The organism is Aeromonas sp. QDB17, from assembly GCF_027705305.1.
Lineage (GTDB): Bacteria > Pseudomonadota > Gammaproteobacteria > Enterobacterales > Aeromonadaceae > Aeromonas > Aeromonas caviae.
On record NZ_JAPDBP010000002.1, the window covers coordinates 82,471 to 108,018 of the forward strand.

The 25,548-nt window shown below is 59.7% G+C and carries 24 protein-coding genes; 20 read left to right on the plus strand and 4 right to left on the minus strand.

Going from position 1 to position 25,548, the window contains the following annotated elements; all coding sequences use genetic code 11:
• Positions 1-71: 71 nt before the first annotated feature.
• Positions 72-1,502 (minus strand): methyl-accepting chemotaxis protein, encoded by a 1,431-nt coding sequence (locus tag OKC41_RS02060; protein ID WP_201893985.1) that lies wholly within the window; start codon positions 1,500-1,502, stop codon positions 72-74.
• An 85-nt stretch (positions 1,503-1,587) separates the two neighbouring features.
• Here OKC41_RS02060 and OKC41_RS02065 point away from each other — a divergent pair, with 85 nt between their 5' ends.
• Positions 1,588-1,860, plus strand: coding sequence for an acylphosphatase (locus OKC41_RS02065; RefSeq protein WP_010674727.1), 273 nt, complete (start codon positions 1,588-1,590; stop codon positions 1,858-1,860).
• A 12-nt stretch (positions 1,861-1,872) separates the two neighbouring features.
• On the plus strand, positions 1,873-2,607 hold the full coding sequence (locus OKC41_RS02070; protein WP_201893984.1) for a CHAD domain-containing protein: 735 nt from the start codon (positions 1,873-1,875) through the stop codon (positions 2,605-2,607).
• Positions 2,608-2,678: 71 nt separating this feature from the next.
• On the opposite strand, the gene metG is transcribed toward OKC41_RS02070, so the two are convergent.
• A complete protein-coding gene (metG, locus tag OKC41_RS02075; protein WP_010674729.1) occupies positions 2,679-4,712 on the minus strand; it encodes a methionine--tRNA ligase in 2,034 nt (677 codons plus the stop codon).
• Positions 4,713-4,897: 185 nt separating this feature from the next.
• Here metG and apbC point away from each other — a divergent pair, with 185 nt between their 5' ends.
• The 4 genes from apbC (at position 4,898) to OKC41_RS02095 (ending at position 9,171) form a co-directional block, all read left to right on the plus strand.
• Positions 4,898-5,980: an iron-sulfur cluster carrier protein ApbC gene (gene apbC, locus OKC41_RS02080; RefSeq protein WP_201893983.1), complete on the plus strand. Its 1,083-nt coding sequence runs from the start codon at positions 4,898-4,900 to the stop codon at positions 5,978-5,980.
• Positions 5,981-6,088: 108 nt separating this feature from the next.
• Entirely contained in the window at positions 6,089-6,733 is a 645-nt protein-coding gene (gene udk / locus OKC41_RS02085) for a uridine kinase (protein WP_010674731.1), read from the plus strand.
• 63 nt (positions 6,734-6,796) lie between these two features.
• The gene (gene dcd, locus OKC41_RS02090; RefSeq protein ID WP_010674732.1) at positions 6,797-7,378 is read left to right on the plus strand and encodes a dCTP deaminase; all 582 of its coding nucleotides are present in this window, start codon (positions 6,797-6,799) and stop codon (positions 7,376-7,378) included.
• 320 nt (positions 7,379-7,698) lie between these two features.
• A complete protein-coding gene (locus tag OKC41_RS02095; RefSeq protein ID WP_041211421.1) occupies positions 7,699-9,171 on the plus strand; it encodes an inorganic phosphate transporter in 1,473 nt (490 codons plus the stop codon).
• Between the two features lie 634 nt (positions 9,172-9,805).
• On the opposite strand, the gene rne is transcribed toward OKC41_RS02095, so the two are convergent.
• Entirely contained in the window at positions 9,806-12,934 is a 3,129-nt protein-coding gene (rne, locus tag OKC41_RS02100; protein WP_201893981.1) for a ribonuclease E, read from the minus strand.
• A gap of 414 nt (positions 12,935-13,348) precedes the next feature.
• On the opposite strand from rne, the gene rluC reads away from it, so the two are divergent.
• Positions 13,349-14,293, plus strand: coding sequence for a 23S rRNA pseudouridine(955/2504/2580) synthase RluC (rluC, locus tag OKC41_RS02105; protein ID WP_201893979.1), 945 nt, complete (start codon positions 13,349-13,351; stop codon positions 14,291-14,293).
• A gap of 52 nt (positions 14,294-14,345) precedes the next feature.
• Here the strand turns inward: rluC and OKC41_RS02110 are convergent, their stop codons facing one another.
• Positions 14,346-14,927: a nucleoside triphosphate pyrophosphatase gene (locus tag OKC41_RS02110; RefSeq protein ID WP_201893977.1), complete on the minus strand. Its 582-nt coding sequence runs from the start codon at positions 14,925-14,927 to the stop codon at positions 14,346-14,348.
• A 159-nt stretch (positions 14,928-15,086) separates the two neighbouring features.
• Here OKC41_RS02110 and OKC41_RS02115 point away from each other — a divergent pair, with 159 nt between their 5' ends.
• The 13 genes from OKC41_RS02115 (at position 15,087) to holB (ending at position 25,545) form a co-directional block, all read left to right on the plus strand.
• The gene (locus tag OKC41_RS02115) at positions 15,087-15,740 is read left to right on the plus strand and encodes an START domain-containing protein (RefSeq protein WP_039041175.1); all 654 of its coding nucleotides are present in this window, start codon (positions 15,087-15,089) and stop codon (positions 15,738-15,740) included.
• A 196-nt stretch (positions 15,741-15,936) separates the two neighbouring features.
• On the plus strand, positions 15,937-16,458 hold the full coding sequence (yceD, locus tag OKC41_RS02120; RefSeq protein ID WP_029314532.1) for a 23S rRNA accumulation protein YceD: 522 nt from the start codon (positions 15,937-15,939) through the stop codon (positions 16,456-16,458).
• 20 nt (positions 16,459-16,478) lie between these two features.
• On the plus strand, positions 16,479-16,646 hold the full coding sequence (gene rpmF, locus OKC41_RS02125) for a 50S ribosomal protein L32 (RefSeq protein WP_005300935.1): 168 nt from the start codon (positions 16,479-16,481) through the stop codon (positions 16,644-16,646).
• Between the two features lie 9 nt (positions 16,647-16,655).
• The gene (plsX, locus tag OKC41_RS02130) at positions 16,656-17,675 is read left to right on the plus strand and encodes a phosphate acyltransferase PlsX (protein WP_045524864.1); all 1,020 of its coding nucleotides are present in this window, start codon (positions 16,656-16,658) and stop codon (positions 17,673-17,675) included.
• 6 nt (positions 17,676-17,681) lie between these two features.
• Positions 17,682-18,641 (plus strand): beta-ketoacyl-ACP synthase III, encoded by a 960-nt coding sequence (locus tag OKC41_RS02135; protein ID WP_010674740.1) that lies wholly within the window; start codon positions 17,682-17,684, stop codon positions 18,639-18,641.
• A 66-nt stretch (positions 18,642-18,707) separates the two neighbouring features.
• The gene (gene fabD / locus OKC41_RS02140; RefSeq protein WP_042863866.1) at positions 18,708-19,643 is read left to right on the plus strand and encodes an ACP S-malonyltransferase; all 936 of its coding nucleotides are present in this window, start codon (positions 18,708-18,710) and stop codon (positions 19,641-19,643) included.
• 13 nt (positions 19,644-19,656) lie between these two features.
• Positions 19,657-20,391 carry a 3-oxoacyl-ACP reductase FabG gene (gene fabG, locus OKC41_RS02145; RefSeq protein ID WP_039041169.1) on the plus strand — a complete coding sequence of 245 codons (735 nt, stop codon included), beginning with the start codon at positions 19,657-19,659 and terminating at the stop codon, positions 20,389-20,391.
• A 157-nt stretch (positions 20,392-20,548) separates the two neighbouring features.
• Entirely contained in the window at positions 20,549-20,785 is a 237-nt protein-coding gene (gene acpP, locus OKC41_RS02150; protein WP_005300909.1) for an acyl carrier protein, read from the plus strand.
• An 81-nt stretch (positions 20,786-20,866) separates the two neighbouring features.
• Positions 20,867-22,108, plus strand: coding sequence for a beta-ketoacyl-ACP synthase II (fabF, locus tag OKC41_RS02155; protein WP_201893975.1), 1,242 nt, complete (start codon positions 20,867-20,869; stop codon positions 22,106-22,108).
• 66 nt (positions 22,109-22,174) lie between these two features.
• The gene (gene pabC, locus OKC41_RS02160; RefSeq protein ID WP_180344748.1) at positions 22,175-22,981 is read left to right on the plus strand and encodes an aminodeoxychorismate lyase; all 807 of its coding nucleotides are present in this window, start codon (positions 22,175-22,177) and stop codon (positions 22,979-22,981) included.
• On the plus strand, positions 22,971-23,972 hold the full coding sequence (gene mltG / locus OKC41_RS02165; RefSeq protein ID WP_042017642.1) for an endolytic transglycosylase MltG: 1,002 nt from the start codon (positions 22,971-22,973) through the stop codon (positions 23,970-23,972). The genes pabC and mltG overlap by 11 nt, the downstream gene beginning before the upstream one ends.
• Positions 23,972-24,613, plus strand: coding sequence for a dTMP kinase (gene tmk, locus OKC41_RS02170; RefSeq protein WP_042017643.1), 642 nt, complete (start codon positions 23,972-23,974; stop codon positions 24,611-24,613). Before mltG ends, tmk begins: the two co-directional genes overlap by 1 nt.
• Entirely contained in the window at positions 24,598-25,545 is a 948-nt protein-coding gene (holB, locus tag OKC41_RS02175) for a DNA polymerase III subunit delta' (protein WP_201893967.1), read from the plus strand. Before tmk ends, holB begins: the two co-directional genes overlap by 16 nt.
• The last annotated feature ends 3 nt before the right edge of the window (positions 25,546-25,548 follow it).

Genomic DNA, 25,548 nt, shown 5'->3' on the forward strand with positions numbered 1-25,548 from the left:
GGCTGTTTCGCGCGTCCCCAGCGCCTGGCCCAGACATGGCAGGCCATCTGGACGATGGCCTGCCGGAGTGGTCAGATCCGCAGGCCGGTGAGCGCCTGACCGAGTTCGCTGGCGGTTCCCTTGAGGCCGGTGGTGCCGGCGACCGCCGCGCTGGCGGACTCCTCCACCCGGCTTGCCTCGTGGCGCACCTTGTCGAGGTTGCGGGTGATCTCCTCGGCCACCGAACTCTGCTCTTCGCTGGAGGTGGCGATCTGGGTGCTCATCTCCAGCACCGCATCGCTGTGGTTGCTGAGCCGCTCGATGTCCATGCCCACCTCGGTGATGAGCTGCTGGCTGTCGGCCGCGCGCCCCACCGTCTTCTCCATGATGTCGTTCAGCGCCCCGGTCCCGGCTTGGAGCTCCTCGATCATCTGCTGGATCTCCACAGTGGCCTGCTGGGTGCGGCTGGCGAGGGTGCGCACCTCGTCGGCCACCACCGCAAAGCCGCGTCCCTGTTCACCAGCCCGGGCGGCCTCAATGGCGGCGTTGAGGGCCAGCAGGTTGGTTTGCTGGGAGATGGCGTTGATGACGTTGACCACTTCGTTGATGCGATTGGCGTTGTGAGTCAGCCGCTCGACCGCGCCCGATGCATTGCCAATTTCGTCCGCCAGGGTGCGGATGGCGGTAATGGTACGTGCCACCCGCTGTGCCCCGTGAGTCGCCTCGTCGCTGGACTGGCGGGTTTGCAGCAGGGTGTCATTGGCGTTGCGGGCCACTTCCCGGATGGCGGCGGACATCTGCTCCATGGCAGCGGCCAGGGAGTCCATGTGCTGGCGCTGGGCACGGGCAAGCTGCTCGCCGTCGCTGGCATGCTCGCGAAACTCGTCGGCGGCCAGGGTAAGGGCATCGGCGGACTCTTCCACCAGTTGCACTATCTTGTGCTGGCGGTCGGTGAAGGTGTCGATGCTGCCCGCCAGAATGGAGAACTCGTCCCGTACCGGGAAGAAGTTGAGCCGGAAGGTGAGATCGCCGTTCGCTACCGTCTGCAGCGCCTTGTTGGTGGAGTAGAGCGCCCCCGAGACAAAGGTCATCAGATAGTGGGTGATGAGGGCCAGCAGGGCGGCCAGCACCGCGATGATGGTGAGCGTGGTGCCCTGACCATCCCAGAGGGCGTAGTGACTCGTATCCAGGGTGCCGGAGACGACGCCCGCCTGACCTGCGCTGGCGCCATAGCGATAGATGTTTCCCTGCTGGCTAAGGCCGGTGGCGGCGCCAGGCGTGAGTACGAGATCCGCGGGCAGGGTAAGGGTCGGCTGCTGGCTCACCAGCTGGGCCGTGGTCTCGACCCGCCCTTTTAGCTGATCCACTCTGAGCTGCATCGCCTGATCATGGCCGTCGGCCAGCAGATACCAGGTGAGGAAGGCGATGAACACCAGGGGGCACCAGAAGGTGATGAGAAATTTCTCGCTGATCGTGAGGTGAATGAGATAACGGTCAACCCACCGAAACTTTACTTCTTTCATAATGGTATTGCGTCCTGCAAGGGGAAGAGAGTGTCGCGCTCATTATCGCCCCGGGGAAAAATTACTTAAGGGAAAGGTGTGATAAATGGGAGAGCAATCGTTTGTCGTGCGGGTGTGGGGTCAGGTTCAGGGGGTGGGGTTTCGCTACTTCACCCGGGAGCGGGCGCTGCAACTGGGGCTGCGGGGGCATGCCTACAACCTGGAAGATGGCTCGGTGGAAATCCTGATTGCCGGTCCCGAACAGAAGGTACAGATGATGCTGGGCTGGCTTGAGCACGGGCCCCGAACCGCCACCGTCACCCGAATGGAGTGCACCCAGGCGTTGCCACCCACCGGAACCGGTTTTCATACCAACTAGCCGGGAGGGTTCATGGGCGAGAGCGGGATTGCGCAGGCCAACCGGCTCGTTGGGCAATATCGGGGGGCGGCCCTGGCACTGCGCCAGCACAAGGGGATGGAAGAGGTGCATGCCTATCGGATAGCGGCCCGCCGCCTGCTGGCGCTGCTCGCCCTGTGGCGACCCCTCATTCATGAGCCCGAGCTGGAGCGGCGATTGACCCGTGCCGTCGGCACGCTCTCCGCCCTGCGCGATGCCCAGGTCTATGCGCAGCATCATGGTGGCTCGCTTCGGCAGAACCGCTTGCCACGGGTCCCCCTGTTGACCGGCCCGCTGGCCCGTTGGCTGGCCCGACTGGAAGAGGTGCCCGTCGGTGTCGATCTCTTGCCGCTGTTTCAGCTGCATCTGGCGCTGTCACTGTCGGATGCACTGGCGAAGACCACCTCCCTTCCTGTGGGCATCAGGGCGAAACTTCGGTGCTGGCACCGGTTGCGTCAGGTGCTGAAACAGGCGCGCTACGGGATGGAGCTGCTGACGGCACAGGGGGGAGGGGATCCGGCCTGGTTGTCCATGCTGGTGAGCTGGCAGGAGCGGCTTGGGCAATTGCAGGACAGGCGCCAATGGCTCAGACGCCTTGGGGGCGAAACGGGGCGAGGCCAGCAACGGCGAGCCCTGAAAACAGAGATCCGCTGCCAACTACTGCAACTGGATTGCCATCAGGCGGAGCTGGTCGGCCTTCGCATGGCATTGCTGCAGAGCGGGCAGTAAGCACCCCACAAGATAAAAAAAGAGAGGCCATTGGCCTCTCTTTTCATTGGGACTGTCCGGGAAGGGGCGTATTACTTCACGCGCATACCCGGCTGGGCACCTTCCTGGGGCTCGAGGATCCAGAGATCCTTGCCACCCGGACCTGCCGCCAGCACCATGCCTTCGGACATACCAAAGCGCATCTTGCGCGGGGCCAGGTTGGCCACCATCACGGTCAGCTTGCCTTCCAGATCTTCCGGGTTGTAGGCAGACTTGATACCGGCAAACACCTGACGGGTTTCGCCGCCGATGTCCAGCTGCAACTTCAGCAGCTTCTCGGCTTCCGGCACCGCTTCGGCCTTTTTGATCAGCGCCACCCGCAGGTCAATCTTGGCAAAGTCGTCGTAGGTGATGGTCTCGCTGATGGGATCGTCCACCAGGGGGCCTGCCGGCTTCTTGCTCTGCTCCTTGGCGAGATCTTCCTTGGACGCTTCCACCATGGCATCCACCTTGGCGGACTCGATGCGGGAGAAGAGTGCCTTGAAGGGGGCGACGCCGTGGTCGACCAGAGGGGCGGCGATGCCGTCCCAGGTCAGGGTTTCGCCAAGGAAGGCTTCGGCGCGCTCGGCCAGTTGCGGCATGACGGGCTTCAAGTAGGCCATCAGCACGCGGAACAGGTTGATGCCGACGGAGCAGACGGCTTGCAGCTCGGCATCCGCCCCTTCCTGCTTGGCGATGACCCAGGGAGCCTTGTCGTCCACATAGCGGTTGGCCTTGTCGGCCAGTGCCATGATCTCGCGGATGGCGCGGCTGAATTCGCGCGCTTCATAGGCTTCGGCGATGCTGGCGCTGGCGTTGGCAAACTCGGCGTAGAGTGCGGGCTCGGCGCAGGTGGCGGCCAGCTTGCCGTCAAAACGCTTGGCGATAAAGCCGGCGTTGCGAGAGGCCAGGTTGACCAGCTTGTTGACCACGTCGGCGTTGACGCGGGAGACGAAGTCTTCGAGGTTCAAGTCCAGATCGTCGATGCGGCTGTTGAGCTTGGCGGCGTAGTAGTAACGCAGGCACTCCGGATCCAGGTGCTTGAGATAGGTGGACGCCTTGATGAAGGTGCCCTTGGACTTGGACATCTTGGCGCCGTTGACGGTCACATAGCCGTGTACGTTGACCTTGGTCGGCTTGCGGAAGTTCGCGCCTTCCAGCATGGCCGGCCAGAACAGGCAGTGGAAGTAGGCGATGTCCTTGCCGATGAAGTGATAGAGCTCGGCGTCGGAGTCCGCTTTCCAGTAGCTGTCGAAGTCGATGTCGCCACGCTTGTTGCACAGGTTCTTGAACGACGCCATGTAGCCGATGGGGGCGTCCAGCCAGACATAGAAGTACTTGCCGGGGGCGCCGGGAATTTCGAAGCCGAAGTAGGGGGCGTCACGGGTGATGTCCCACTGTTGCAGGCCGCTTTCGAACCACTCTTGCATCTTGTTGGCCATCTCTTCCTGGATGGCGCCGGAGCCGCGCACCCAGTCGGCGAGCCAGGCTTCGAACTGGGGCAGGTCGAAGAAGTAGTGCTCGGAGTCCTTCATCACCGGGGTCGCACCGGAGACGGCGGATTTCGGATCAATCAGCTCGGTCGGGCTGTAGGTCGCGCCGCAACTGTCGCAGTTGTCACCGTACTGATCGGGGGACTTGCACTTGGGGCAGGTGCCCTTGACGAAGCGATCCGGTAGGAACATGGATTTTTCCGGATCGAACAGTTGGGAGATGGTGCGGATCTTGATTTTGCCGGACTCTTTGAGGCGGCCATAGATCACGCCCGCCAGCTCGCGGTTCTCGTCGCTGTGGGTGGAGTGGTAGTTGTCGAAGCTGATGTTGAAACCGGCAAAATCCCCCTGGTGCTCCTGGGAGACGGCGGCAATCATCTCTTCCGGCGAGATCCCCATCTGCTGAGCCTTGAGCATGATGGGCGTACCGTGGGCATCGTCGGCACAGACGAAATGCACCTGATGGCCACGCATTCGCTGATAACGAACCCAGATATCGGCCTGGATGTGTTCCAGCATGTGGCCGAGATGGATGGAGCCGTTGGCATAGGGGAGGGCGCAGGTTACCAGCATTCTACGAGGATCAGTTGCCATAATACGTTCTTTATGTGCCTGTTGGGATGATACAGTGCCGTGCATGTTACCCGAATTGGGGGCGGCCTGCCTAGGGTTGTGGCCCCCGGTGCCCTGACTGGCGGCATCGCGATGACGTCGGCAAGCCACTGATTTATGTGCGGTAACCGTTCACCTCAGCATAACGACAACATAATGGGGAGTTAATGGTGATTGATTCAGTAAAACAGATCCTGGCCGAATTTAAGCCGGCAGGATGGGGCAAGGATCTGGTCGCGGCCGGTTTTGTGCGTACCGTCGAGCGGCACGAACAGACCCTGGCTATCACGCTGGTGCTGCCCTTTGCCGGCCAGTCCCTGTTTGAACAGATCAAAGAGGAGTTCGATTCCCGGCTGCGCAGCGTCACCGGTGCGACCCGCATCGACTGGACGGGGGAGATAGACGTGGCCAGCATGCCCCGCGCGCAGCAACTGGCGGCGGTGCAGGGGATCCGCAATATCCTGGTGGTTGCCTCCGGCAAGGGAGGGGTGGGCAAGTCCACTACCGCGGTCAACCTGGCGCTGGCGCTGCAAAAAGAGGGGGCGCGGGTCGCCCTGCTGGATGCGGACATCTATGGCCCCTCCATCCCGACCATGACGGGGACCCTCAAGGAGCGCCCTGTCAGCTTTGATGGCAAGCTGATGGAGCCGGTGATGGCCTGCGGCATCAAGAGCAACAGCATCGGTTATCTGGTGGCTGAGCAGGATGCCACCATCTGGCGCGGTCCCATGGCGAGCAAGGCACTCGGGCAGATCCTGCACGAGACCCGCTGGGGCGAGGTGGACTACCTGGTGGTGGACATGCCCCCGGGCACCGGCGATATCCAGCTGACGCTGGCCCAGCAGGTGCCCACCACGGCGGCGGTGATCGTCACGACGCCCCAGGATGTGGCACTGGCAGATGCCCGCAAGGGGATCGCCATGTTCAACAAGGTCAATGTGCCTGTGCTTGGCATCGTCGAGAACATGAGTTACCACGTCTGCAGTGCCTGCGGGCATCACGAGCCGTTGTTCGGTACCGGCGGTGGCCAGAAGATGGCGGAGCAGTATCACGTGGCGCTGCTTGGTCAGTTGCCGCTGCATATCGACATTCGCCAGCACATGGATGACGGCTGCCCCACCGTGTTCGGTACGCCGGATGGCGAGCTGTCACAGACTTACCTGAAACTGGCTCGCCGGGTAGGGGCCGAGCTCTATTTCAGCGCAAAACCGATTGCGACCCCGCTCTACACGGTGGCGCTGGACGAATAATCGGCGTTCGGCCAAGGGGGACGGATTTGGGGTGGGCATGGCCACCCCTTTTTCATATAATGGATCGGTTTAAACAATCCCCAGTGCTCTTCTCTTTAGGTATTTTCAATGTCTGATACTCAACATTCCTGCGTGATCATCGGTATTGCTGGTGCATCCGCGTCCGGCAAGAGTCTTATCGCCCAAACCATCTATGAAGAGCTGGTGGCCGAGCTGGGAGCGGGTCAGATTGGTGTGATCACCGAGGATTGCTACTACCGTGATCAGACCCACCTGACCATGGAAGAGCGGGTCAAGACCAACTATGACCACCCCAATGCTCTGGATCACGATCTGCTGGTGCAGCATCTGACCCAGCTGACGCAAGGGGAGGCGGTCAACATCCCCCAGTACTCCTATACCGAGCACACGCGCATGACCGAGGTCACTACCTTTGCACCGCGCCGTGTCATCATCCTCGAAGGGATACTGCTGTTGACCGACAGCCGCCTGCGCGAACTGATGGACGCCTCCATCTTCATGGATACCCCGCTCGACATCTGTTTGCTGCGCCGTCTGGTGCGCGATGTGCAGGAGCGCGGTCGTACCATGGACTCCGTACTCAAGCAGTATCAGAAGACTGTGCGTCCCATGTTCATGCAGTTCATCGACCCGTCCAAGCAGTATGCCGACGTGATCGTGCCCCGTGGCGGCAAGAACCGCATCGCCATCGACATGCTCAAGGCGCGTATCCGCCATATGTTGATTGGTTGAGAGAAAACAAGCCGGGTGATGCCCGGCTTTTTTTAATGAATCTTTTGTCAGGAGAGTCGCAGAATGCGTCTTTGTGATACCGATATCGAACGGCACCTGGATGAAGGCAAGATCGTCATCGAGCCGCGGCCCGGTGTTGAGCGGATCAGCGGCGTCAGCGTCGATGTGCTGCTGGGCAACGAGTTTCGGGTGTTTCGCGATCATACCGCGCCTTATATCGACCTTGGCGGTACCAGTGCCGAGATGGCCGATGCCATCGAGCGGGTGATGAGCGAGGAGATCCACGTGCCGGACGGTGAAGCCTTCTATCTGCACCCGGGTCAGCTGGCGCTGGCGGTGACCTATGAATCGGTTACCTTGCCCGCCGATATCGTCGGCTGGCTGGATGGTCGCTCCTCCCTGGCGCGCCTCGGCCTCATGGTGCACGTCACCGCCCACCGCATCGATCCGGGCTGGTCCGGTCGCATCGTGCTGGAGTTTTACAACGGCGGCAAGTTGCCTCTGGCCCTGCGTCCCAAGATGAAGATCGGTGCCCTGAACTTCGAGATGCTGTCAGGTACCGCGGCTCGCCCGTACAACAAACGGGAAAATGCCAAATACAAGAGTCAGCAAGGGGCTGTGGCCAGCCGGATCAACCAGGATTGACCCCCGCACCGTGCGGCTTGTCTATCGAGGAGGGTGCCAGGGCACCCTCTTTTATATCTGACAAAAGGAAACGGACGTGCCGAGCGGGTTGAAAAGCGGCCTTTTTCGGGACATCGAGCGATGCTTAGGCTTTGATTGGCGCCTATCCACAGCAATGGAATGGACTTAAATTAATCCTCGACAAGCCCCGTTCCTACAGGCCCTAAGACATTTTCTGACGGAATGCCCTTTTTTTTTTTTGCTGAAATATTTCAACAACGGGTATGGCGCATCGAGCCTTCTGGCATAATCCGCCGCAACTCATAAACAGGTTCGTTTTTATGTTTGAAATGTTTAGTGGTTTGGGTTTGTGGTGGTCAATCGGTTTGGTATTGGCCGTTTTTTTTGTGCTGGCCTATGAATTCATCAACGGCTTTCACGATACCGCCAACGCGGTAGCAACGGTTATCTATACCAAGGCGATGCCGGCTCATATGGCGGTGGTGGCTTCCGGTCTGTTCAATTTCGCCGGGGTCATGCTGGGGGGATTGGGGGTGGCCTACGCCATCGTTCACCTGCTGCCCATCGATCTGCTGCTTGGCATGGACTCTACCCAGGGTCTGATCATGGTGTTCTCCCTGCTGTTCTCGGCCATCGTCTGGAACCTGGGAACCTGGTACTTCGGTATTCCGGCATCCAGCTCCCACACCCTGATCGGTTCCATCCTGGGGGTAGGCGGCGCCTATGCCCTGATCAGCCATCAACCCCTGAAAGAGGGTATCAACGTCGGCAAAGCCATCGACATCATGCTCTCTCTCATCATCTCTCCCACCGTGGGCTTCATCATTGCCGCCCTGCTGCTGTTCGCCATGAAGCGCGTATGGCTTGGCAGCAAGATCCACAAGACCCCGGAAGAGCGCCTGCTGGTGGACGGCAAGAAGCATCCACCGTTCTGGGCCCGTGTCACTCTGATTTGTTCCGCCATGGGGGTGAGCTTCGTGCACGGCTCCAACGATGGTCAGAAAGGCATCGGTCTGGTGATGCTGGTGCTGATCTGCATGGCGCCTGCCTATTTTGCGCTGGACATGAACAGCCGCTCCTATGATCTGGACAGAACCCAGGATGCCAACCAGCGCATCATGGAGATCTACCAGCGTAACCAGGAACAGGTTTCCCATCTGGTGAACTTCAGTGTGCCTGCCAAAGCCCAGGAGGAGCTGATGAGCCACTGTGCGGCAGGGGAGGCCCTGCAGGCCATGGCGACCCTCGACAAGCGTCTGGGCCAGGTGCGCACCTACGAGGAGATGAATCTGGTGGATCGCCGCGAAGTGCGTCGCCTGCTGCTGTGCATCGACGACACTGCCCGCAAGGTCTCCAAATTGCCGCTGCCGGCCAAGGAGTTGACCGATCTTGCCAAATGGCGCAAGGATCTGACCGCCACGGCCGAATATGCGCCGACCTGGGTCATCGTGTCCATCGCGCTGGCGCTCGGTTGCGGCACCATGGTGGGCTGGCGTCGTATCGTCTACACGGTAGGGGAGAAGATCGGTTCCTCCGGCATGACCTACAGCCAGGGCATTGCAGCCCAGATCACGGCCGCCGCGTCCATCGGGATTGCGAGTCTGACCGGGATGCCGGTGTCCACCACCCACATTCTCTCCTCCGCGGTGGCGGGGACCATGGTGGCCAACAAGTCCGGCCTGCAGAGCCAGACCATCAAGACCATTCTGCTGGCCTGGGTGCTGACGTTGCCGCTCACCATGCTGCTCTCCGGCGGCCTGTTCCTGCTGAACAACCATCTCTTTGGCGGATAAGCGCGACAGTCATTGGAAATGAAACAAGGGCCTTCGGGCCCTTTTTTGTTGCCTGGTGAATGTCACGTCATGCGGCAATAGTTCAATGAGTAATAGCTATATGCCATCAGACAAGAAGTTGAATGACATTATCTATCACCTCTTTAGCTTCTCTACATCCCTCAACCACTCTGTTGTACACAGTGAGGACAGCATACCCGGAGCTACCTTGTTACGAGCTGACGCTTGCACGTGAAGCTGAAGGGAGGGCTTTCAACGCTCACTACAAATGATGAGAGTAAAGAGTGCCACAGGTTGCCCTATGTCTGGCATTCCCGTTCAACCTGGGCTGTCTCAGCCACCACTGAACACACCGACTGTGCTACCAAAGGGGAACGCTGCCAGACTGTTTGCCAATGGCATCATATGCCGTCAACTATCGACAAAGCAGAGCATGTCGTGATGCTTTGACAGAGATGAATCCTCTGTCTGGTGTGTTATTCACGTCTTGTTTGGACTGTGTGTGGTCGCTGAACATCGGGAAAGCGGCGGATATCGAACAGGCAGGGGGGAGAGCAAGGCGATGTCAGCCCCAAAAAAGAGACAAAAAAAGAGCCACACAATGTGTGGCTCTTTATTCAGACTACGAGTCTGCTCAGGGGCGACCGGCCGGGCTGGTTGCCACGTTGCTGGCAGCGGTGCTGCCACCGTGGCGACCGGAGGTCACGACTTCGCTGCGTACCAGGGGAGCGTACTCCACGGGTTCACGGGGTGTCGGGGCAGGAGCCGCAGCCGGCGTTGCCATGGGGGCATAAGCCTTGCGGGCACGGGCCAATACACCGGCACCCTTGCTGACCTTCACTTCGGGGCTGGTTGCTGGCTCGGTTTGCACCACGGCAGCCGGCATCTCGACGACCTCCGCCTCGGCGGTGGCCGTCTCCTCAGCGATCACGACAGGTGCCGCTTCAGCAACCGGTGCAACCTCTTCTGGGATGGCCTCCACTTGCTGGGTCTGCTCGACAGCGTCGATCACGGCGACAGGTTCGTCATGAGAGGCGGTGTTGACGATAGGTTCGACCATCTCGGGTTCGACAACTGCCACTTCGGCGACGGGTTCAGCGTCTGCTTGCGCAGCCTGCTCAACTTCGTCAGTGGAGGGCGCATCCACAGCCTGGGCTGCCAGTGCCTGCTCTGCCGCTTCCTCAGCAACGGCTTCAGCCACCACGTGTTCGGTCAGTGCGGCGGAGGCCTGCAGGGCGGCTGCAACCGCTTCTGCGCTCGGAATGGTGATGACAGGCACAACCGGTTCTTCCACCTTCACCTGAGCCGCATCGGCCTGGGCCGCGGTAGTCAGCTGCACTTCACCTTGTGCTTCGTCTTCACGCTGGCCACGAGCCTCTTCGTTGATGCGCTTGCGACGTTGCCCTTCGATGCGCTGATTGCGCGGGGTACGGCGGGAACGACGCTGACCTTCGCCTTGCTCTTCTTGCTGCTCAGCGGCGGCTTGCACGTCGGCGACATCGATGATTTGCTCGTCAGTCGGCAGGGCAGGGGTGTCGGTCGCGGCGACATCGACACGGATCTGCTTGCGCAGTTGGCGACGTTCGCGGCGCTCGGCCACTTTTTGCTCTTTTTCCTGACGCGGTTCAGCGCTGGCGACCGCAGTATCAACGGTATCAACCGCCTCGACGATCACCTCGGCACGGGGTTCGCGGGGGACGCGAGGTTCACGAGCCGGACGCGGGGCACGAGGTTCGCGCTCCTGGCGGGGTTCGCGAGGCTCACGCTCCATGCGCTGTTCGGTGCGCACGTCACCACGGGGTTCCCGTTCCTGGCGCGGCTCACGCTCTTTGCGCGGGCGACGATTGCGGTTCTCTGCGCCATCGCGGTTTGCCGCACCTTCACGCTTGTCACCGCTCTCGGCGTTGCGACTGCCGCGGTTGTCGTCACGACGGCCACGTTGACCACGGCTGCGGGATTCATCGCGCTGGTGACGGTGCCCGTCATCTTTGCGAGCTTCGCGCTGGGCGGCCGGTTTGTCGGCAGGCGCCTTCACCTCGGCCGGAGCCGCATCGGAGGAGGCACCGAACAGGCCGGAGAAGGCCTTGGCCAGCTTGCCAAAGAAGCCGACTTGTTCTGCAACCGGAGCGGGAGTCGCAACAGGAGCCGGGGCGGCGGGCGCAACCGGCTGGGGAGCCGGGGCAAACCCTTGCAGCAGCGGCTGTTCGCGCTCGACTACCTGAGCCTGGCGCGGCTGGTAGACCGGCTTGGCAATCTCGGTTTTGAGCTCGTAGCTGGCCGCTTCCGGGATCTCGTTCTGACGGATGCGGGTCACTTCGTAGTGCGGGGTTTCCAGATGCTGGTTCGGAATGATGTAGACACGCACATCATTGCGCTGTTCCAGATTGGCGATGGAGGTACGCTTCTCGTTGAGCAGATAGGCGGCCACATCGACCGGCACCTGGGCATGCACCTGCTCGGTGTTGTCCTTCATGGCCTCTTCTTCGATGAGACGCAGGATGGACAGGGCGAGGGATTCGTTGTCACGGATGACCCCCTGACCCTGGCAACGGGGGCAGATATGGCTGCTGGACTCGTTGAGGGAGGGACGCAGACGCTGGCGAGACATCTCCAGCAGACCGAAACGGGAGATACGGCCCAGCTGGATACGGGCACGATCCTGATGCACCGCTTCACGCAGACGGTTTTCCACTTCGCGCTGATGGCGAACCGGGGTCATGTCGATGAAGTCGATGACAATCAGGCCACCCAGGTCACGCAGGCGCAGCTGGCGAGCGATCTCATCGGCCGCTTCCAGGTTGGTCTGCAGGGCGGTCTCTTCGATATCGCCGCCCTTGGTGGCGCGGGAGGAGTTGATATCGATGGAGGTCAGTGCTTCGGTCGGATCGATGACGATGCTGCCGCCGGAGGGCAGGCGCACTTCGCGCTGGAAGGCCGATTCGATCTGGCTCTCGATCTGGAAGTGGTTGAACAGGGCGACATCACCCTTGTACAGCTTCACGCGATTGAGGAAATCGGGACGGACCAGCTCGATATGCGACTTGGCGCGCTCGAAGATGACCGGGTTGTCGATCAGGATCTCGCCCACATCGCGACGCAGATAGTCACGGATGGCGCGCACGATGACATTGCTCTCCTGGTGAATGAGCACCGGAGCGGAACGTTGTTGTGACGCCTTGTGGATGGAGTCCCAGTGATTGAGCAGAACGTTCAGATCCCACTCCAGCTCTTCCGGGGACTTGCCCACACCGGCAGTGCGCACGATGAGGCCCATGCCGTCCGGCACGGTCAGTCCGCTCAGGGCTTCCTTCAGCTCGGTCCGCTCGTCACCCTCGATGCGACGGGAGATGCCGCCGGCACGGGGGTTGTTCGGCATCAGCACCAGGTAGCTGCCAGCCAGACTGATGAAGGTGGTGAGGGCTGCACCCTTGGTACCACGCTCTTCCTTGTCGATCTGGACAATCACTTCCTGGCCTTCGCGGACCACTTCTTTGATGTTGGGACGACCCTGATAGGAGTAACCGGAGGGGAAGTAATTGCGGGCGATTTCCTTTAACGGCAGGAAACCGTGGCGTTCGGCGCCATAGTCAACAAAAGCAGCTTCGAGACTGGGTTCTACTCGGGTGATTTTGCCCTTGTAAATGTTCGCTTTTTTCTGCTCGTGTCCCGGACTTTCAATATCCAAATCGTAGAGCTGTTGTCCGTCAACCAGCGCTACGCGCAACTCCTCTTCCTGAGTCGCGTTGATTAGCATTCTTTTCATTGAGTTCTCATTATTTTGTCATTTTGATTCCTCCACTGGGTCCTGCCGGCGCCGGCCTCGGGTCTTCAGCATGCTGGGGCAACCTCCCGGTTGGGGTATGCATGAGGCGCAAACTAAGGGCACTCTGGTTCAGCCTTCTCGAGAGGGCGTGAATTAAGGATACCGATGTGGAGACAATTTACGTCGGCTCTGTTTGTGTTCTCCATGCGTTGTACCTCGCACCCGGGAACCGTCATGTTCTTGTATACACGGTGTTTCGGGATTGGGTGGCATACATTTTGGCCACTTAGTACAAGGCTTGAACACAATGACAAAACCTTGTTTATTATCCCATTTAAACCACTTTTATAGCAAGACGCCATTTTTTAACAAAGCATGCAGCCAAGGGCTGTCGGCGGTGTTAAAATCCGCGCCATGACACAGATACATCAACAAGTGCAGCTGCTCACCATCGAAGCTGAGCATGACGGGCAGCGCATCGACAATTTTCTCAAGACTCAGTTAAAGGGCGTCCCCAAGAGCCTGATTTATCGCATCCTTCGGAAAGGGGAGGTGCGGGTCAACAAGAAGCGCATCAAACCGGAATACAAGCTTTGTGCCGGTGACGAGGTGCGGGTGCCCCCCGTGCGTGTGGCCGAGAAGAATGAGTTGCCTTCTGCCAACCTCGGCAGCATCCAGCGTCTGGAGAGCCAGATCCTGTTTGAAGACGATGCCATGATAGTGCTCAACAAGCCGTCCGGCATGGCAGTGCACGGCGGCAGCGGCCTCAGCTTTGGCGTCATCGAAGGGCTGCGTGCCCTGCGCCCCGAAGCCCGTTTCCTCGAACTGGTGCACCGGCTGGATCGCGACACCTCCGGCGTGCTGCTGGTTGCCAAGAAGCGCAGTGCCCTGCGCAGCCTGCACGAGCAGTTGCGGGTCAAGACCATGCGCAAGCAGTATCTGGCGCTGGTGCGCGGCCAGTGGCAACCCCACGTCAAGGTGGTCAATGCGCCACTTCGCAAAAATGATCTGCAATCCGGCGAGCGGGTGGTGCGGGTCAGCAGCGATGGCAAACCTTCCGAGACCCGGTTCCGGATTGCCCGTCAGTTTGCCGAAGCCACCCTGGTCGAGTGCAGTCCCATCACTGGCCGTACTCACCAGATCCGTGTCCACACCCAGCACGCCGGCCATCCCATCGCCTGCGATGACAAATATGGTGAGGCCGGGTTTGATGAAAAGATGCGAGGGCAGGGGCTAAAGCGTTTGTTCCTGCACGCCTGGAAGCTCACCTTTACTCATCCGGTGGACGACCGGGAGATGCAGGTGGAAGCGCCATTGTCACCGGAGCTTGAGGCGTTCCTCGCCAAGCTGCCACGCTGACAACCATGAAAAACGGGAGCCTTGGCTCCCGTTTTTCATGGCAGAGTTCTTGTTATGGGAGAGCCAGGCCGTGGCGACCCAGGAGATCAACCAAGCCTATCAGGGGAAGACCGACAAGGGCGTTGGGATCACGCCCCTCCAGCGCCTTGAACAAGACGATGCCCATTCCCTCGCACTTGAAGCTGCCGGCACAATCCAGAGGACGTTCGGCCTCCACATAGCGACGGATGGCGGCTTCATCGAGCGAACGAAAATGCACGGTGAAAGGCTCGACGAGCTGCTCGGCATGGCCATTCGCAGCATTGATCACACAGAGCCCGGTGTAAAAGATGACGCGCTTGCCTTGTGCCCGCAGCAACTGCTCGACCGCCTTCTCCACCGTGCCGGGTTTGCCGAGGATCTGCCCGTCACAGACGCACACCTGATCTGAACCGATGATCAATCCTTGATCACGGTCAGCGGCAACGGCATTCGCCTTGGCAAACGCCAATCTGCTGACCAGAGCTTCTGCGGTCTCCCCGTGTCGCGCCGTCTCATCGACTTGAGGCGCAGCACAGTGAAATGGCTGACCGAGTTTTTCCAGCAAGGCCTTGCGGTAGGACGAGGTGGACGCGAGGATCAAGGAAGGCTGCATGTTTTGATGATATCCATTTATAAATCAATTGGTTGATTCTATCTGTGCAGATGGGGCCACGCAAACAGGAGATGTCTACAGCGGGACTCGCCTAATTAGCGGGAAGCATGCATGCTGAGGAAACCACAGCACAAACACAAGAGATCGGAATTGAGCGTGATGACACGATATGCGGCCTTGGTCATGGCACTGATCTCCTTCGCCAGCTGGGCAGGGACATGGCAACTTCGCCAGGGGGATGAGGGGGTGATGCTCTGGACCCAGCCACATCCTCCGACCTCTTTTCAGGCCTTACGTCTGGAGATGCGGGTGAATGCCGACCCTGGCGCGCTGATCACGGTGCTGCGCAACACGGCGCGCCATGAAGAGTGGTTGCCCCAGAGCCGTGAAGTCAGGGTGCTGGCCAGATCGGGTCCCGACGATGATCTGGTCTATACCCGCCTGGCGTCTCCCTGGCCGGTGCAAGACAGGGAGCTCATCACCCGCTCCCATTTGAGTCGACGCATCGATTGCGGCCTGACTCTCGAGGTGTGGGCAGAGCCGAATGCCCTGCCATTGCATGCAGGGCTGTTCCGGATCCAGGAAAGCGCCGGACGGTGGGAGGCGCTACCCCAACGGGATGGCAGCACACTCGTTCGGCTCGAAACCTATACCAACCCGGGCAACAACTTGCCGGGCTGGCTGGTCAATCCCATTGCCATCAAGGCTGCCGTGGGCAGTTTCAAAGCCATACGCCGACTGATGGAAGCCGAGCCCAGAGTGGCTGCGACACCAGGCCTGCTGGGGAGCGACCCGCGCTGTTCTGCCACCTGATGAGACACCAAGGAGCACATCCGGTGGACAGACAGGGGAGGGGAACAGGATCCTGTGCCAGATCCTGCACGATATGGCATAATCGGCCACCGATGAGCACAAGTTCCTCTTGCAGGGGCCTGTGAAGGTAAAATCATCGGCGGTAAGGACTTTTTCCTTTGACTATCCCTTGTTGGACCTATAATATTCGCGCCCTATGCAAAAGGTGAAGTTGCCCGTTAAGGTTGATCCAGTCCGTAATGCCTTGAAGCTACTCGATTATGTCGGGATAGTGGAAAAGTCGCAGATGCCCAGGCTGGAGGAATCAACCGAAGGCTTGCGAAGTGATGTGGATGTCACACTGCACTTTGGCAAAGATGTCCAGAAGTTGACCGTTATGAAAGGCACTGCCCATGCCAAGGTCGACCTGGTTTGCCAGCGTTGTGGTGAGACGTTTGAACACCTTTGTGAAGCTAGTTTTATTTACACTCCGCTGTTCGAAAGAACAAACGAGGAAGAACTGCCGGAAGCTTATGAGCCCATTGAGTTGGACGAAAACGGCGAGATAGATCTTCATCAAATCCTGGAGGATGAACTCATCCTCTCGTTGCCTCAGGTAGCCATGCATCCGGTGGATGTGTGTCCCAGAGGAAACATGGAGATGACCTGGGGTGAAATCGAACCTGCTGATGAGCGGCCGAATCCCTTTGCAGTTCTTGAAGCGCTCAAACGTAAGTGAATTTTAGGAGTTAGCCTACCATGGCCGTACAACAGAACCGTAAAACCCGCGCCAAGCGTGGCATGCGTCGTTCCCACGATGCGCTGACCACCGCTGCCCTGACTGTTGATCAGACCAGTGGCGAAATTCATCGTCGTCACCACGTGACTGCCGATGGTTTCTACCGCGGTAAAAAGGTAATCGCTTAAGGATTGCCTTTGTCTACGCAAACTGTCGCGCTAGACATAATGGGGGGAGATATCGGCCCCTCGGAAACAGTGCCTGCCGCCGTGCAGGCACTGTCTCTTCTACCCCAGCTAAAACTTGTTCTGGTCGGTGATCAACACCAGACCGCCCCTCTTCTGCAGCAACATGGCCTGCTCAACCACCCTCGCGTTCGTCTCGTGCATGCCTCCCAGGTCGTGGGCATGGGCGAAAAGCCTATCGTGGCGCTGCGTACCCTGAAAGACTCCTCCATGCGCGTGACCCTGGATCTGGTCAAGAGCGGCGCTGCCGATGCCTGTGTCAGTGCAGGCAACACCGGTGCCTTGATGGCCATGGCCAAGTGCGTGCTCAAATCCTTGCCCGGTGTTGACCGGCCAGCCCTCATCAAGGCGCTGCCCACATTGAGTGGAAAGCGGACCGTGATGCTGGATCTGGGTGCGAACGTGAGCTGCGATGCCGACACCCTGCTGCAATTTGCCGTGATGGGCGCCGTAGTCGCAGAGAAGGTGGAGGGGATACCTTCACCCAGAGTGGCACTGCTCAACGTAGGGGAGGAGGAGATCAAGGGCAACGACCTGGTGCGCCACAGCGCCGAGTTGCTGCGCCAATGCTCCGCCCTGAATTTTGTCGGTTTCATTGAGGGGGACAGGATCTTCAGCGGCGAGTGCGACGTGATCGTCTGCGACGGTTTCGTGGGCAACGTGGCGCTCAAGACCGCGGAGGGGGTGGTGCGGATGATGGCCGAACTGGCCGGATATCCGCGCAAAAAACGCAGTTTTCTTGGTCGACTCGCCGGATTTATGTTCAAACGGCGTTTCTCTTACCTGAACCCCGACCAGTATAATGGCGCGAGTCTGTTAGGATTGCGCGGCATTGTGGTAAAAAGCCATGGGCGGGCCGAGCGCCGCGCTCTGTGTCATGCGATTCTGCTGGCCGCACAAGAAGCCAGACATCAACTTCCATTGCAAATTGCAGATCGCCTTGAATCTGTCTTTTCCGACAGGGATTTATAAAACTCTATGCATAGCAAAATTCTGGGTACTGGCAGTTATCTGCCGAGTTCGGTTCGTACCAACGCCGATCTTGAACAGATGGTTGAAACCAGTGACGAATGGATCGTGGAACGCACCGGGATCCGTGAACGCCGTATCGCCGGAGCCGACGAAACCGTCGCGACCCTTTCTCATCAGGCGGCCTTGCGTGCGCTTGATGCGGCAGGTCTGACTGCCGCCGATCTGGACATGATAGTGCTGGCCACCACCAGCGCAGAGAATGCCTTCCCAGCTGCTGCCTGTGAACTGCAGGGGCTGCTTGACGTACCGGGGATCCCGGCGTTTGACGTAGCCGCCGCCTGTGCCGGCTTTACATATGCTCTCGCCATCGCCGATCAGTTCGTCAAATCCGGCGCTGCTCGCCACGTGCTGGTTGTCGGTGCGGACGTGCTGTCACGCATGTGCGATCCCGAGGATCGCGGCACCATCATCCTGTTCGGGGATGGGGCAGGGGCCGTGGTCATCGGTGCCAGCGACACTCCTGGGATCCTCTCCACCCATCTGCATGCCGATGGCCGTTATGGCGAGCTGCTCAAACTGCCGCAGCCCCGTCGCGGCATGCCGGGTGCTGAGCTCGAAGCCTACATGTACATGAAGGGCAACGATGTCTTCAAGGTGGCGGTGACACGCCTTAGCGAGATCGTGACCGAAACCCTGGCTGCGGCCAACGTCGAGCCGAGCGAGCTGGACTGGCTGGTGCCCCATCAAGCCAACTTCCGCATCATCAATGCCACCGCCAAGAAACTCGGCATGGGGCTCGACAAGGTGATCCTGACCCTGGATCGTCATGGCAATACCTCCGCGGCCTCCGTGCCCATCGCCTTCGATGAAGGGGTGCGCGATGGTCGCATCAAACCCGGCCAGCTGGTCCTGCTGGAAGCCTTCGGCGGCGGTTTTGCCTGGGGCTCTGCGCTGGTTCGCCTCTGATACCGAGCGGTGCCCGGTCCTCGGGCGCCCGCTTACCGAATTCGTCTTACCTTAAAGGAATCAATGATGACCCGATTTGCCATTGCCTTCCCGGGACAAGGCTCCCAGAGCGTCGGCATGCTGGCCGAGCTGGCCGAGCAACACGCCGTGATTAAAGAGACCTTCGCCGAGGCGAGCCAGGTGCTGGGTTATGACCTGTTTGCCCTGGTGATGGCAGGCCCGGCCGAGGATCTCAACAAGACCTGGCGTACCCAGCCAGCGCTGTTGACCGCCTCCGTCGCGCTGTGGCGCCTGTGGCAACAACAAGGCGGGGCAACCCCTGCCGTGATGGCCGGCCACAGCCTGGGGGAATACTCCGCTCTGGTGTGCAGCGGCGCGCTGGCGTTTGCCGATGCCGTCAAACTGGTCGAGCTGCGTGGTCTGGCCATGCAGGAAGCCGTACCGGAAGGGACTGGCGCCATGGCTGCCATCATCGGTCTGGACAACGAAAGCATCGCTGCCAACTGTGAGAAAGCGGCCCAGGGGCAGGTGGTCTCTCCGGTCAACTTCAACTCTCCGGGCCAGGTGGTCATCGCCGGCCACAAAGAGGCGGTCGAGCGTGCCAACGTGCTGATGAAAGAGTCAGGTGCCAAACGTGCTCTGCCGCTGCCGGTCTCCGTACCCTCCCACTGCGCCCTGATGAAACCGGCCGCAGAAAAGCTGGCCGCCGCCCTGGATGGGATCGAGATCAAGGTTCCTGCCATCGCCGTCATCAATAATGTCGACGTCTCTTGTGAGCAGGATCCTGCCGCCATCAAGCAAGCCCTGGTGCGTCAGCTGTTCAGCCCGGTTCGCTGGACTGAAACGGTAGAGCGCATGGCAAACGACGGTGTAACCCTCGAAATCGAGATGGGCCCGGGCAAGGTGTTGACCGGCCTGGCCAAGCGTATCGATGCGCGAGTGGAAGGTATTCACGCCAACGACGTCGCCTCGTTCGAGCAGGCGCTGGCCCAGATCAAGTAAACAGGAGCAAGTCATGAGTTTTACCGATAAGGTTGTGTTGGTCACTGGCGCCAGCCGTGGCATTGGTCGTGCGATTGCGGAGACGTTTGCTGCTCGTGGTGCCAAGGTCGTGGGTACTGCGACCAGCGAGAGCGGCGCCGAAGCGATCAGTGCTTACCTGGGTGAGCAAGGCTGCGGCATGGCACTGAACGTGACCAGTCAGGAATCCATCGAAACCGTCTTCGCTGCCATTAAGGCGCGTTTTGGCGACATCGACATCCTGATCAACAACGCCGGCATCACCCGCGACAACCTGCTGATGCGGATGAAGGATGACGAGTGGAACGAGATCATCGACACCAATCTCACCTCCCTGTACCGTCTGAGCAAGCCGGTATTGCGAGCCATGATGAAGAAGCGCAACGGTCGCATCATCAGCATCGGTTCCGTGGTCGGCACCATGGGCAACGCCGGTCAGGTCAACTATGCTGCTGCCAAGGCGGGCCTGGTTGGCTTTACCAAGTCGCTGGCCCGTGAAGTGGCATCCCGTGGCATCACGGTGAATGCGGTTGCTCCCGGTTTCATCGAGACCGACATGACCAAGGCGCTCAATGAAGAGCAGCGCGCCGGCATCATGAATCAGGTGCCTGCCGCCCGTTTGGGCGATCCGAAAGAAATTGCTGCCGCTGTGGTATTCTTGGCATCGGATGATGCCGCCTATATTACCGGCGAAACCCTGCATGTTAATGGCGGGATGTACATGGTGTAATCAATTTGTCGTGAGTTCTGTTCAAATTTGCGATAATACGCCGAAGTTTGGCACATTTCGTGGTTTGACCAGCGGCAAGTCACTTGCAAACTCACGTCAATTGAATACACTACCCCAACCAGACGCAATAGCGTATTTTTAAAGGAAAATTCAGGTCATGAGCAACATCGAAGAACGCGTAAAGAAAATCATCATCGAACAACTGGGTGTTAAAGAAGAAGACGTGAAGAACGCTGCCTCCTTCGTCGACGACCTGGGCGCTGACTCTTTGGATACCGTTGAACTGGTAATGGCGCTGGAAGAAGAATTCGATACCGAAATTCCTGATGAAGAAGCCGAGAAGATCACCACTGTTCAAGCGGCTATCGACTACATCACCGCTAATCAGGAATAAGTTCCTGTTCTGAAAGAAGCGGCCCAAGGGCCGCTTCTTTTATGTTTACCCCTTTCAAAACACCTCTCGGAGACTACCTCAGTGTCAAAACGCAGAGTCGTGGTGACCGGCTTGGGGATGCTTTCCCCGGTAGGCAACACTGCCGAATCCAGCTGGCAAGCCCTGCTCAACGGGCAGAGCGGCATTTCCCTCATCGACCACTTTGATGCAAGCGAGTTCGCAACCCGTTTCGCAGGCCTGGTCAAGGATTTCGACCCCGAAGAGTTCGGCATCAACCGCAAAGAAGCCCGCAAGATGGATCTCTTCATCCAGTATGGCGTGGCGGCGGGTGTTCAGGCCCTGGAAGATTCCGGCCTGATCATCAACGAAGAGAACGCGGAGCGGGTAGGCGTTGCCATCGGCTCTGGTATCGGCGGTCTGGGTCTGATTGAGCAGAACCACAGCAGCCTCATCAATGGCGGCACCCGCAAACTGAGCCCTTTCTTCGTTCCGTCCACCATCATCAATATGGTGTCCGGTCATCTTTCCATCATGAAAGGCATGCAGGGCCCGAACATCGCCGTGACAACCGCCTGTACCACGGGTACCCATGCCATCGGCATGGCTGGCCGGATGATCGCCTATGGCGATGCGGACGTGATGGTCGCCGGTGGTGCCGAGAAAGCCTCCACCCCCATGGGCATGGGCGGCTTTGCCGCTGCCAAGGCGCTCTCCACCCGCAATGACGAACCGCAGAAGGCGAGCCGCCCCTGGGACAAGGATCGCGACGGTTTCGTGCTGGGCGACGGTGCCGGCGTGCTGGTGCTGGAAGAGTATGAACATGCCAAGGCCCGCGGCGCCAAGATCTATGCCGAGCTGGTCGGCTTTGGCATGAGTGGGGATGCCTATCACATGACGGCCCCTCCCTCGGACGGCGATGGTGGCGCACGCGCCATGAAGAACGCCATAAAGGATGCTGGCATCGCACCCGAGCAGATCGGTTACATCAATGCCCACGGTACCTCTACCCCCCTTGGGGATGTGGCAGAGCTGCGCGGCATGAAGAAGGTGTTTGGTGAACATGCCAGCGCCCTGATGGTCAGCTCCACCAAGTCCATGACAGGCCACCTGTTGGGGGCGGCTGGCGCCATCGAGGCGATCATCACCGTGCTTTCTCTGCGTGACCAGATGGTGCCTCCCACCATCAACCTGGACAACCCGGATGATGAGTGCAACCTGGATCTGGTGCCGCATGTTGCCAAGGCCGGCAGCTTCGAATATGCCCTCTCCAATTCCTTCGGTTTTGGCGGCACCAATGGCTCCCTGATCTTCAAACGCGTATAATTCGCTCTGGGCGAATGATAAGGCCCGATACGGCAGTATCGGGCCTTTTTTATCGGAGGGATCCCCTTGCTGATTAATGGAATACCCACAGAAACACTGTCAGCCAGGGATCGTGGACTGGCATACGGTGATGGTCATTTCACCACCATGCTGGTGAGGGAAGGGAAGGTACTCTGGTGGCAGGACCATCAGGCCCGGCTGCAACATGCCAACGCCCGGCTTGGTTTTGGCGAGCACTCCTGGGACCTGCTTGCCGACGAGGCGGCGCAGCTGGCTTCTGGGCAGACACAGGCTGTCGTCAAGATAATGCTGACCCGGGGCGCCGGTGGGCGGGGATATGACGGCGCAGGCTGTGACACGCCGACTCGCATCGTCTCTCTGGCACCTTATCCTGAGCATTATCATGATTGGCAGCAAACCGGCATCAATGCCCTGGTATGCCAGCAGCAGCTTGGGGACAGTCCCATGCTCGCCGGTCTCAAGACGCTGGGGCGCCTCGAACAAGTGATGCTGAAGCGCGAACTTGCTGCGCGTGGCGGGGTCGAAGGTATAGTCTTGAACAGCCGGGGATTTCTGGTAGAAGGGGTCAGCGCCAATCTGTTTTGGCGTCGCGGCAGGACGGTGTTCACACCGGATCTCACCCGCGCCGGGATCGATGGCATCATGCGCAAGCGCGTGATGACGATGCTTAAACAGATGGGCATTGAACTGCGTGTCGTCGAGGCTCCATTGGAGTCACTCTGGCAGGCGGAAGAGGTCTGGCTGACCAATACCCTGATGGGGATTGTCCCGGTCACCCGCATCGGGGATATGCACTATCCCAGTCCGGTATTGATTCGCCGTTTACAGGAGCGCTTGGTCATTGAAGTTTAATCGGCTTTACACCCTGCTCGCGGGGGCGGCACTCTCTGTCGCCGTTGCCGGAGGGTACGTGTATCACAAGTGGCAACAGGTGGAGACGCTCACCAACAAGGGGCCAACCCGCCTCTTTACCGTCGAAAAAGGCGCCCATGCGGCGCGCCTGATTGCCGAACTGGGGGAGGGGGAAACCAGCCCCTGGGCGGTGCGTCTCTGGTTGCGCGGTCATCCCGAACTGGTGGCCATCAAGTCCGGTACCTATGAAATCAAGGAAGGGGCGCCGCTCAAGGAGACTCTCTCTCTCTTTGCTTCCGGCAAGGAGTTTCACTTCAGCCTGACCTTTGTCGAAGGGTCCCGTTTTGAGGATTGGCTGAAGCAACTTTCCAGCGCTCCCTATCTGGAGCGCCTGACTCTGGAGCAGAGCGAAACCGAACTGGCTCAGGAACTCGGCATCGAAAATGGCAAGCTGGAGGGGTGGTTCCTGCCGGAAACCTACGCCTATACCACTCATGCCAGCGATCTTTCCATCCTGCGCCGCGCCTATCAGGACATGAAAACGTTCCTGGAGGCTTCCTGGGAGAAGCGTCAGGCCAATCTGCCCTACAAGACACCCTATGAGGCGCTCATCATGGCCTCCATCATCGAAAAAGAGACGGGCCAACCGGATGAACGGGCCCAGATTGCCTCTGTGTTCGTCAATCGTCTACGCCTTGGCATGAAGTTGCAGACCGACCCTACCGTCATCTACGGGGTGAAGGACAGGTACGATGGCAACATTCGCCGCAGCGATCTGACCGACGTTAACCCCTACAACACCTATGTGATCGACGGTCTGCCTCCGACGCCCATCGCCATGCCGGGCAAGGCCTCCATCGAGGCGGCGCTCAACCCCAAATCGACCGACTATCTCTACTTCGTTGCCAAGGGGGGCGGTGCCCACTACTTCTCCAAGACCCTCGATGAACACAATCGGGCGGTGCGTGAATACATATTGAAGAAACCCTAATGTCTAAATTTATCGTGATTGAAGGATTGGAAGGGGCAGGGAAGAGCTCTGCGGTGCGCTATGTCACCGACTATCTGCAAGCCCACGGAGTGGCGCGGATCGAGTGCACCCGGGAGCCGGGCGGCACGCCGCTGGCGGAACGCATGCGGGCCATCGTCAAGGAGGTGCACGACGAGCGCCTGACCGTCGAGGCCGAGCTGCTGTTGATGTACGCCTCCCGGGTACAACTGGTGGAGACCCGGATCAAGCCTGCCCTGGCAGACGGCATCTGGGTAGTGGGCGATCGCCACGATCTCTCCTCCCAGGCCTATCAGGGGGGTGGCCGCGGCATCGATGCGAACCTCATCGGCGCCATCAAACGGGCGGTCCTCGGGGATTTCAAGCCGGATCTGACGCTCTATCTCGACATTGATCCTGCCATCGGCCTGCAGCGGGCCCGCCATCGCGGCGAGCTGGACAGGATTGAGCTGGAGCAGATCGGCTTCTTTGAACGTACCCGCCAGCGTTACCTCGAGTTGGCGGCCGCCGATGATTCCATCCAGGTCATCGATGCCGGGTTGCCCCCGGCGCAAGTCAAAGCCGCCATCGAGGCAGCCCTTGAGCATTATCTGGCAAGCGAGGGGCTATGTATCCCTGGCTGATCCCGGATTGGCATGCCTTGAGCGAGACGGCCCGGGCCGGACGGCTCGGCCACGCCTGGTTGCTGCTAGGCGATCCCGGCCTTGGCAAGGAGCAGCTTGCAGAGCGACTGGCGCGACTGCACCTGTGTCAGCATCCACAACGAGGTGAGCCCTGCGGTCAGTGCCACTCCTGCCAGCTTTTTGAGAAGGGGCATCACCCGGATCTTGGCACCCTGGGGCCCGAGGGCAAGACCATAGGTGTCGAAGCCATCCGGGAGATTTGCAGCCGCCTCCAGAGCACGTCCCAGCTCGGTCGCGGCAAGGTGGTGATCATTCAAGAGGCGGAGCGCATGACGGAGTCTGCCGCCAATGCTTTGCTGAAGACGCTGGAAGAGCCGGCTGGCGACAGTCTGTTGCTGCTCATCGCATCCCGGGTATCTCGCCTGCTCCCCACCATCTTGAGCCGTTGTCACAAGCATGTCTGCCAGCTCCCCTCTGAGGGGGAGACCCTTGCCTGGCTCGCCGAGCAGGGCCATCAGGCCACCCAGGCCCAGGTGCGGATCTGCCAGGGTGCGCCGCTGCGGGTGCTGAGCTACATCGAAACACAGCAAGATGATGCCAGACTGGCATTGCTCGACGGATTTGTCTCGCTGGCATCGGCCCCCACCCGTGCGGCGAATGTCTGTGCCCAGTTGGCCGAGGATACTCAGGTCCGGCTGCACTGGTTGCAGCTCTTCCTGTGTGATGCCCTCAAGCTTCAGGCTGGCTGCGGCCATCATCAACTGGCAATGCCTGACCTTGCATCACTCAGCCAGCAACTGGCAGAGAAACACTCCAGCGAACGGCTCCTGGAAGCCGAACAGCAGCTGGTTATGCTGAAAGAGGCTTGTCAGCCAGGACAGCTTTCCAATCCCACCATCCATTTGATGAACTGGCTCAATCGCTGGTTATAAACA

Coding starts and splice junctions, on each gene's coding strand:
- OKC41_RS02060 (WP_201893985.1), bottom strand. CDS start 1,502: ATGAAAGAAGTAAAGTTTCGGTGGGTTGACCGTTATCTCATTCACCTC.
- OKC41_RS02065 (WP_010674727.1), top strand. CDS start 1,588: ATGGGAGAGCAATCGTTTGTCGTGCGGGTGTGGGGTCAGGTTCAGGGG.
- apbC (WP_201893983.1), top strand. CDS start 4,898: ATGGTGATTGATTCAGTAAAACAGATCCTGGCCGAATTTAAGCCGGCA.
- udk (WP_010674731.1), top strand. CDS start 6,089: ATGTCTGATACTCAACATTCCTGCGTGATCATCGGTATTGCTGGTGCA.
- fabG (WP_039041169.1), top strand. CDS start 19,657: ATGAGTTTTACCGATAAGGTTGTGTTGGTCACTGGCGCCAGCCGTGGC.
- rluC (WP_201893979.1), top strand. CDS start 13,349: ATGACACAGATACATCAACAAGTGCAGCTGCTCACCATCGAAGCTGAG.
- OKC41_RS02135 (WP_010674740.1), top strand. CDS start 17,682: ATGCATAGCAAAATTCTGGGTACTGGCAGTTATCTGCCGAGTTCGGTT.
- rpmF (WP_005300935.1), top strand. CDS start 16,479: ATGGCCGTACAACAGAACCGTAAAACCCGCGCCAAGCGTGGCATGCGT.
- fabD (WP_042863866.1), top strand. CDS start 18,708: ATGACCCGATTTGCCATTGCCTTCCCGGGACAAGGCTCCCAGAGCGTC.
- holB (WP_201893967.1), top strand. CDS start 24,598: ATGTATCCCTGGCTGATCCCGGATTGGCATGCCTTGAGCGAGACGGCC.
- OKC41_RS02115 (WP_039041175.1), top strand. CDS start 15,087: ATGACACGATATGCGGCCTTGGTCATGGCACTGATCTCCTTCGCCAGC.
- OKC41_RS02110 (WP_201893977.1), bottom strand. CDS start 14,927: ATGCAGCCTTCCTTGATCCTCGCGTCCACCTCGTCCTACCGCAAGGCC.
- metG (WP_010674729.1), bottom strand. CDS start 4,712: ATGGCAACTGATCCTCGTAGAATGCTGGTAACCTGCGCCCTCCCCTAT.
- acpP (WP_005300909.1), top strand. CDS start 20,549: ATGAGCAACATCGAAGAACGCGTAAAGAAAATCATCATCGAACAACTG.
- OKC41_RS02095 (WP_041211421.1), top strand. CDS start 7,699: ATGTTTGAAATGTTTAGTGGTTTGGGTTTGTGGTGGTCAATCGGTTTG.
- dcd (WP_010674732.1), top strand. CDS start 6,797: ATGCGTCTTTGTGATACCGATATCGAACGGCACCTGGATGAAGGCAAG.
- tmk (WP_042017643.1), top strand. CDS start 23,972: ATGTCTAAATTTATCGTGATTGAAGGATTGGAAGGGGCAGGGAAGAGC.
- yceD (WP_029314532.1), top strand. CDS start 15,937: ATGCAAAAGGTGAAGTTGCCCGTTAAGGTTGATCCAGTCCGTAATGCC.
- rne (WP_201893981.1), bottom strand. CDS start 12,934: ATGAAAAGAATGCTAATCAACGCGACTCAGGAAGAGGAGTTGCGCGTA.
- OKC41_RS02070 (WP_201893984.1), top strand. CDS start 1,873: ATGGGCGAGAGCGGGATTGCGCAGGCCAACCGGCTCGTTGGGCAATAT.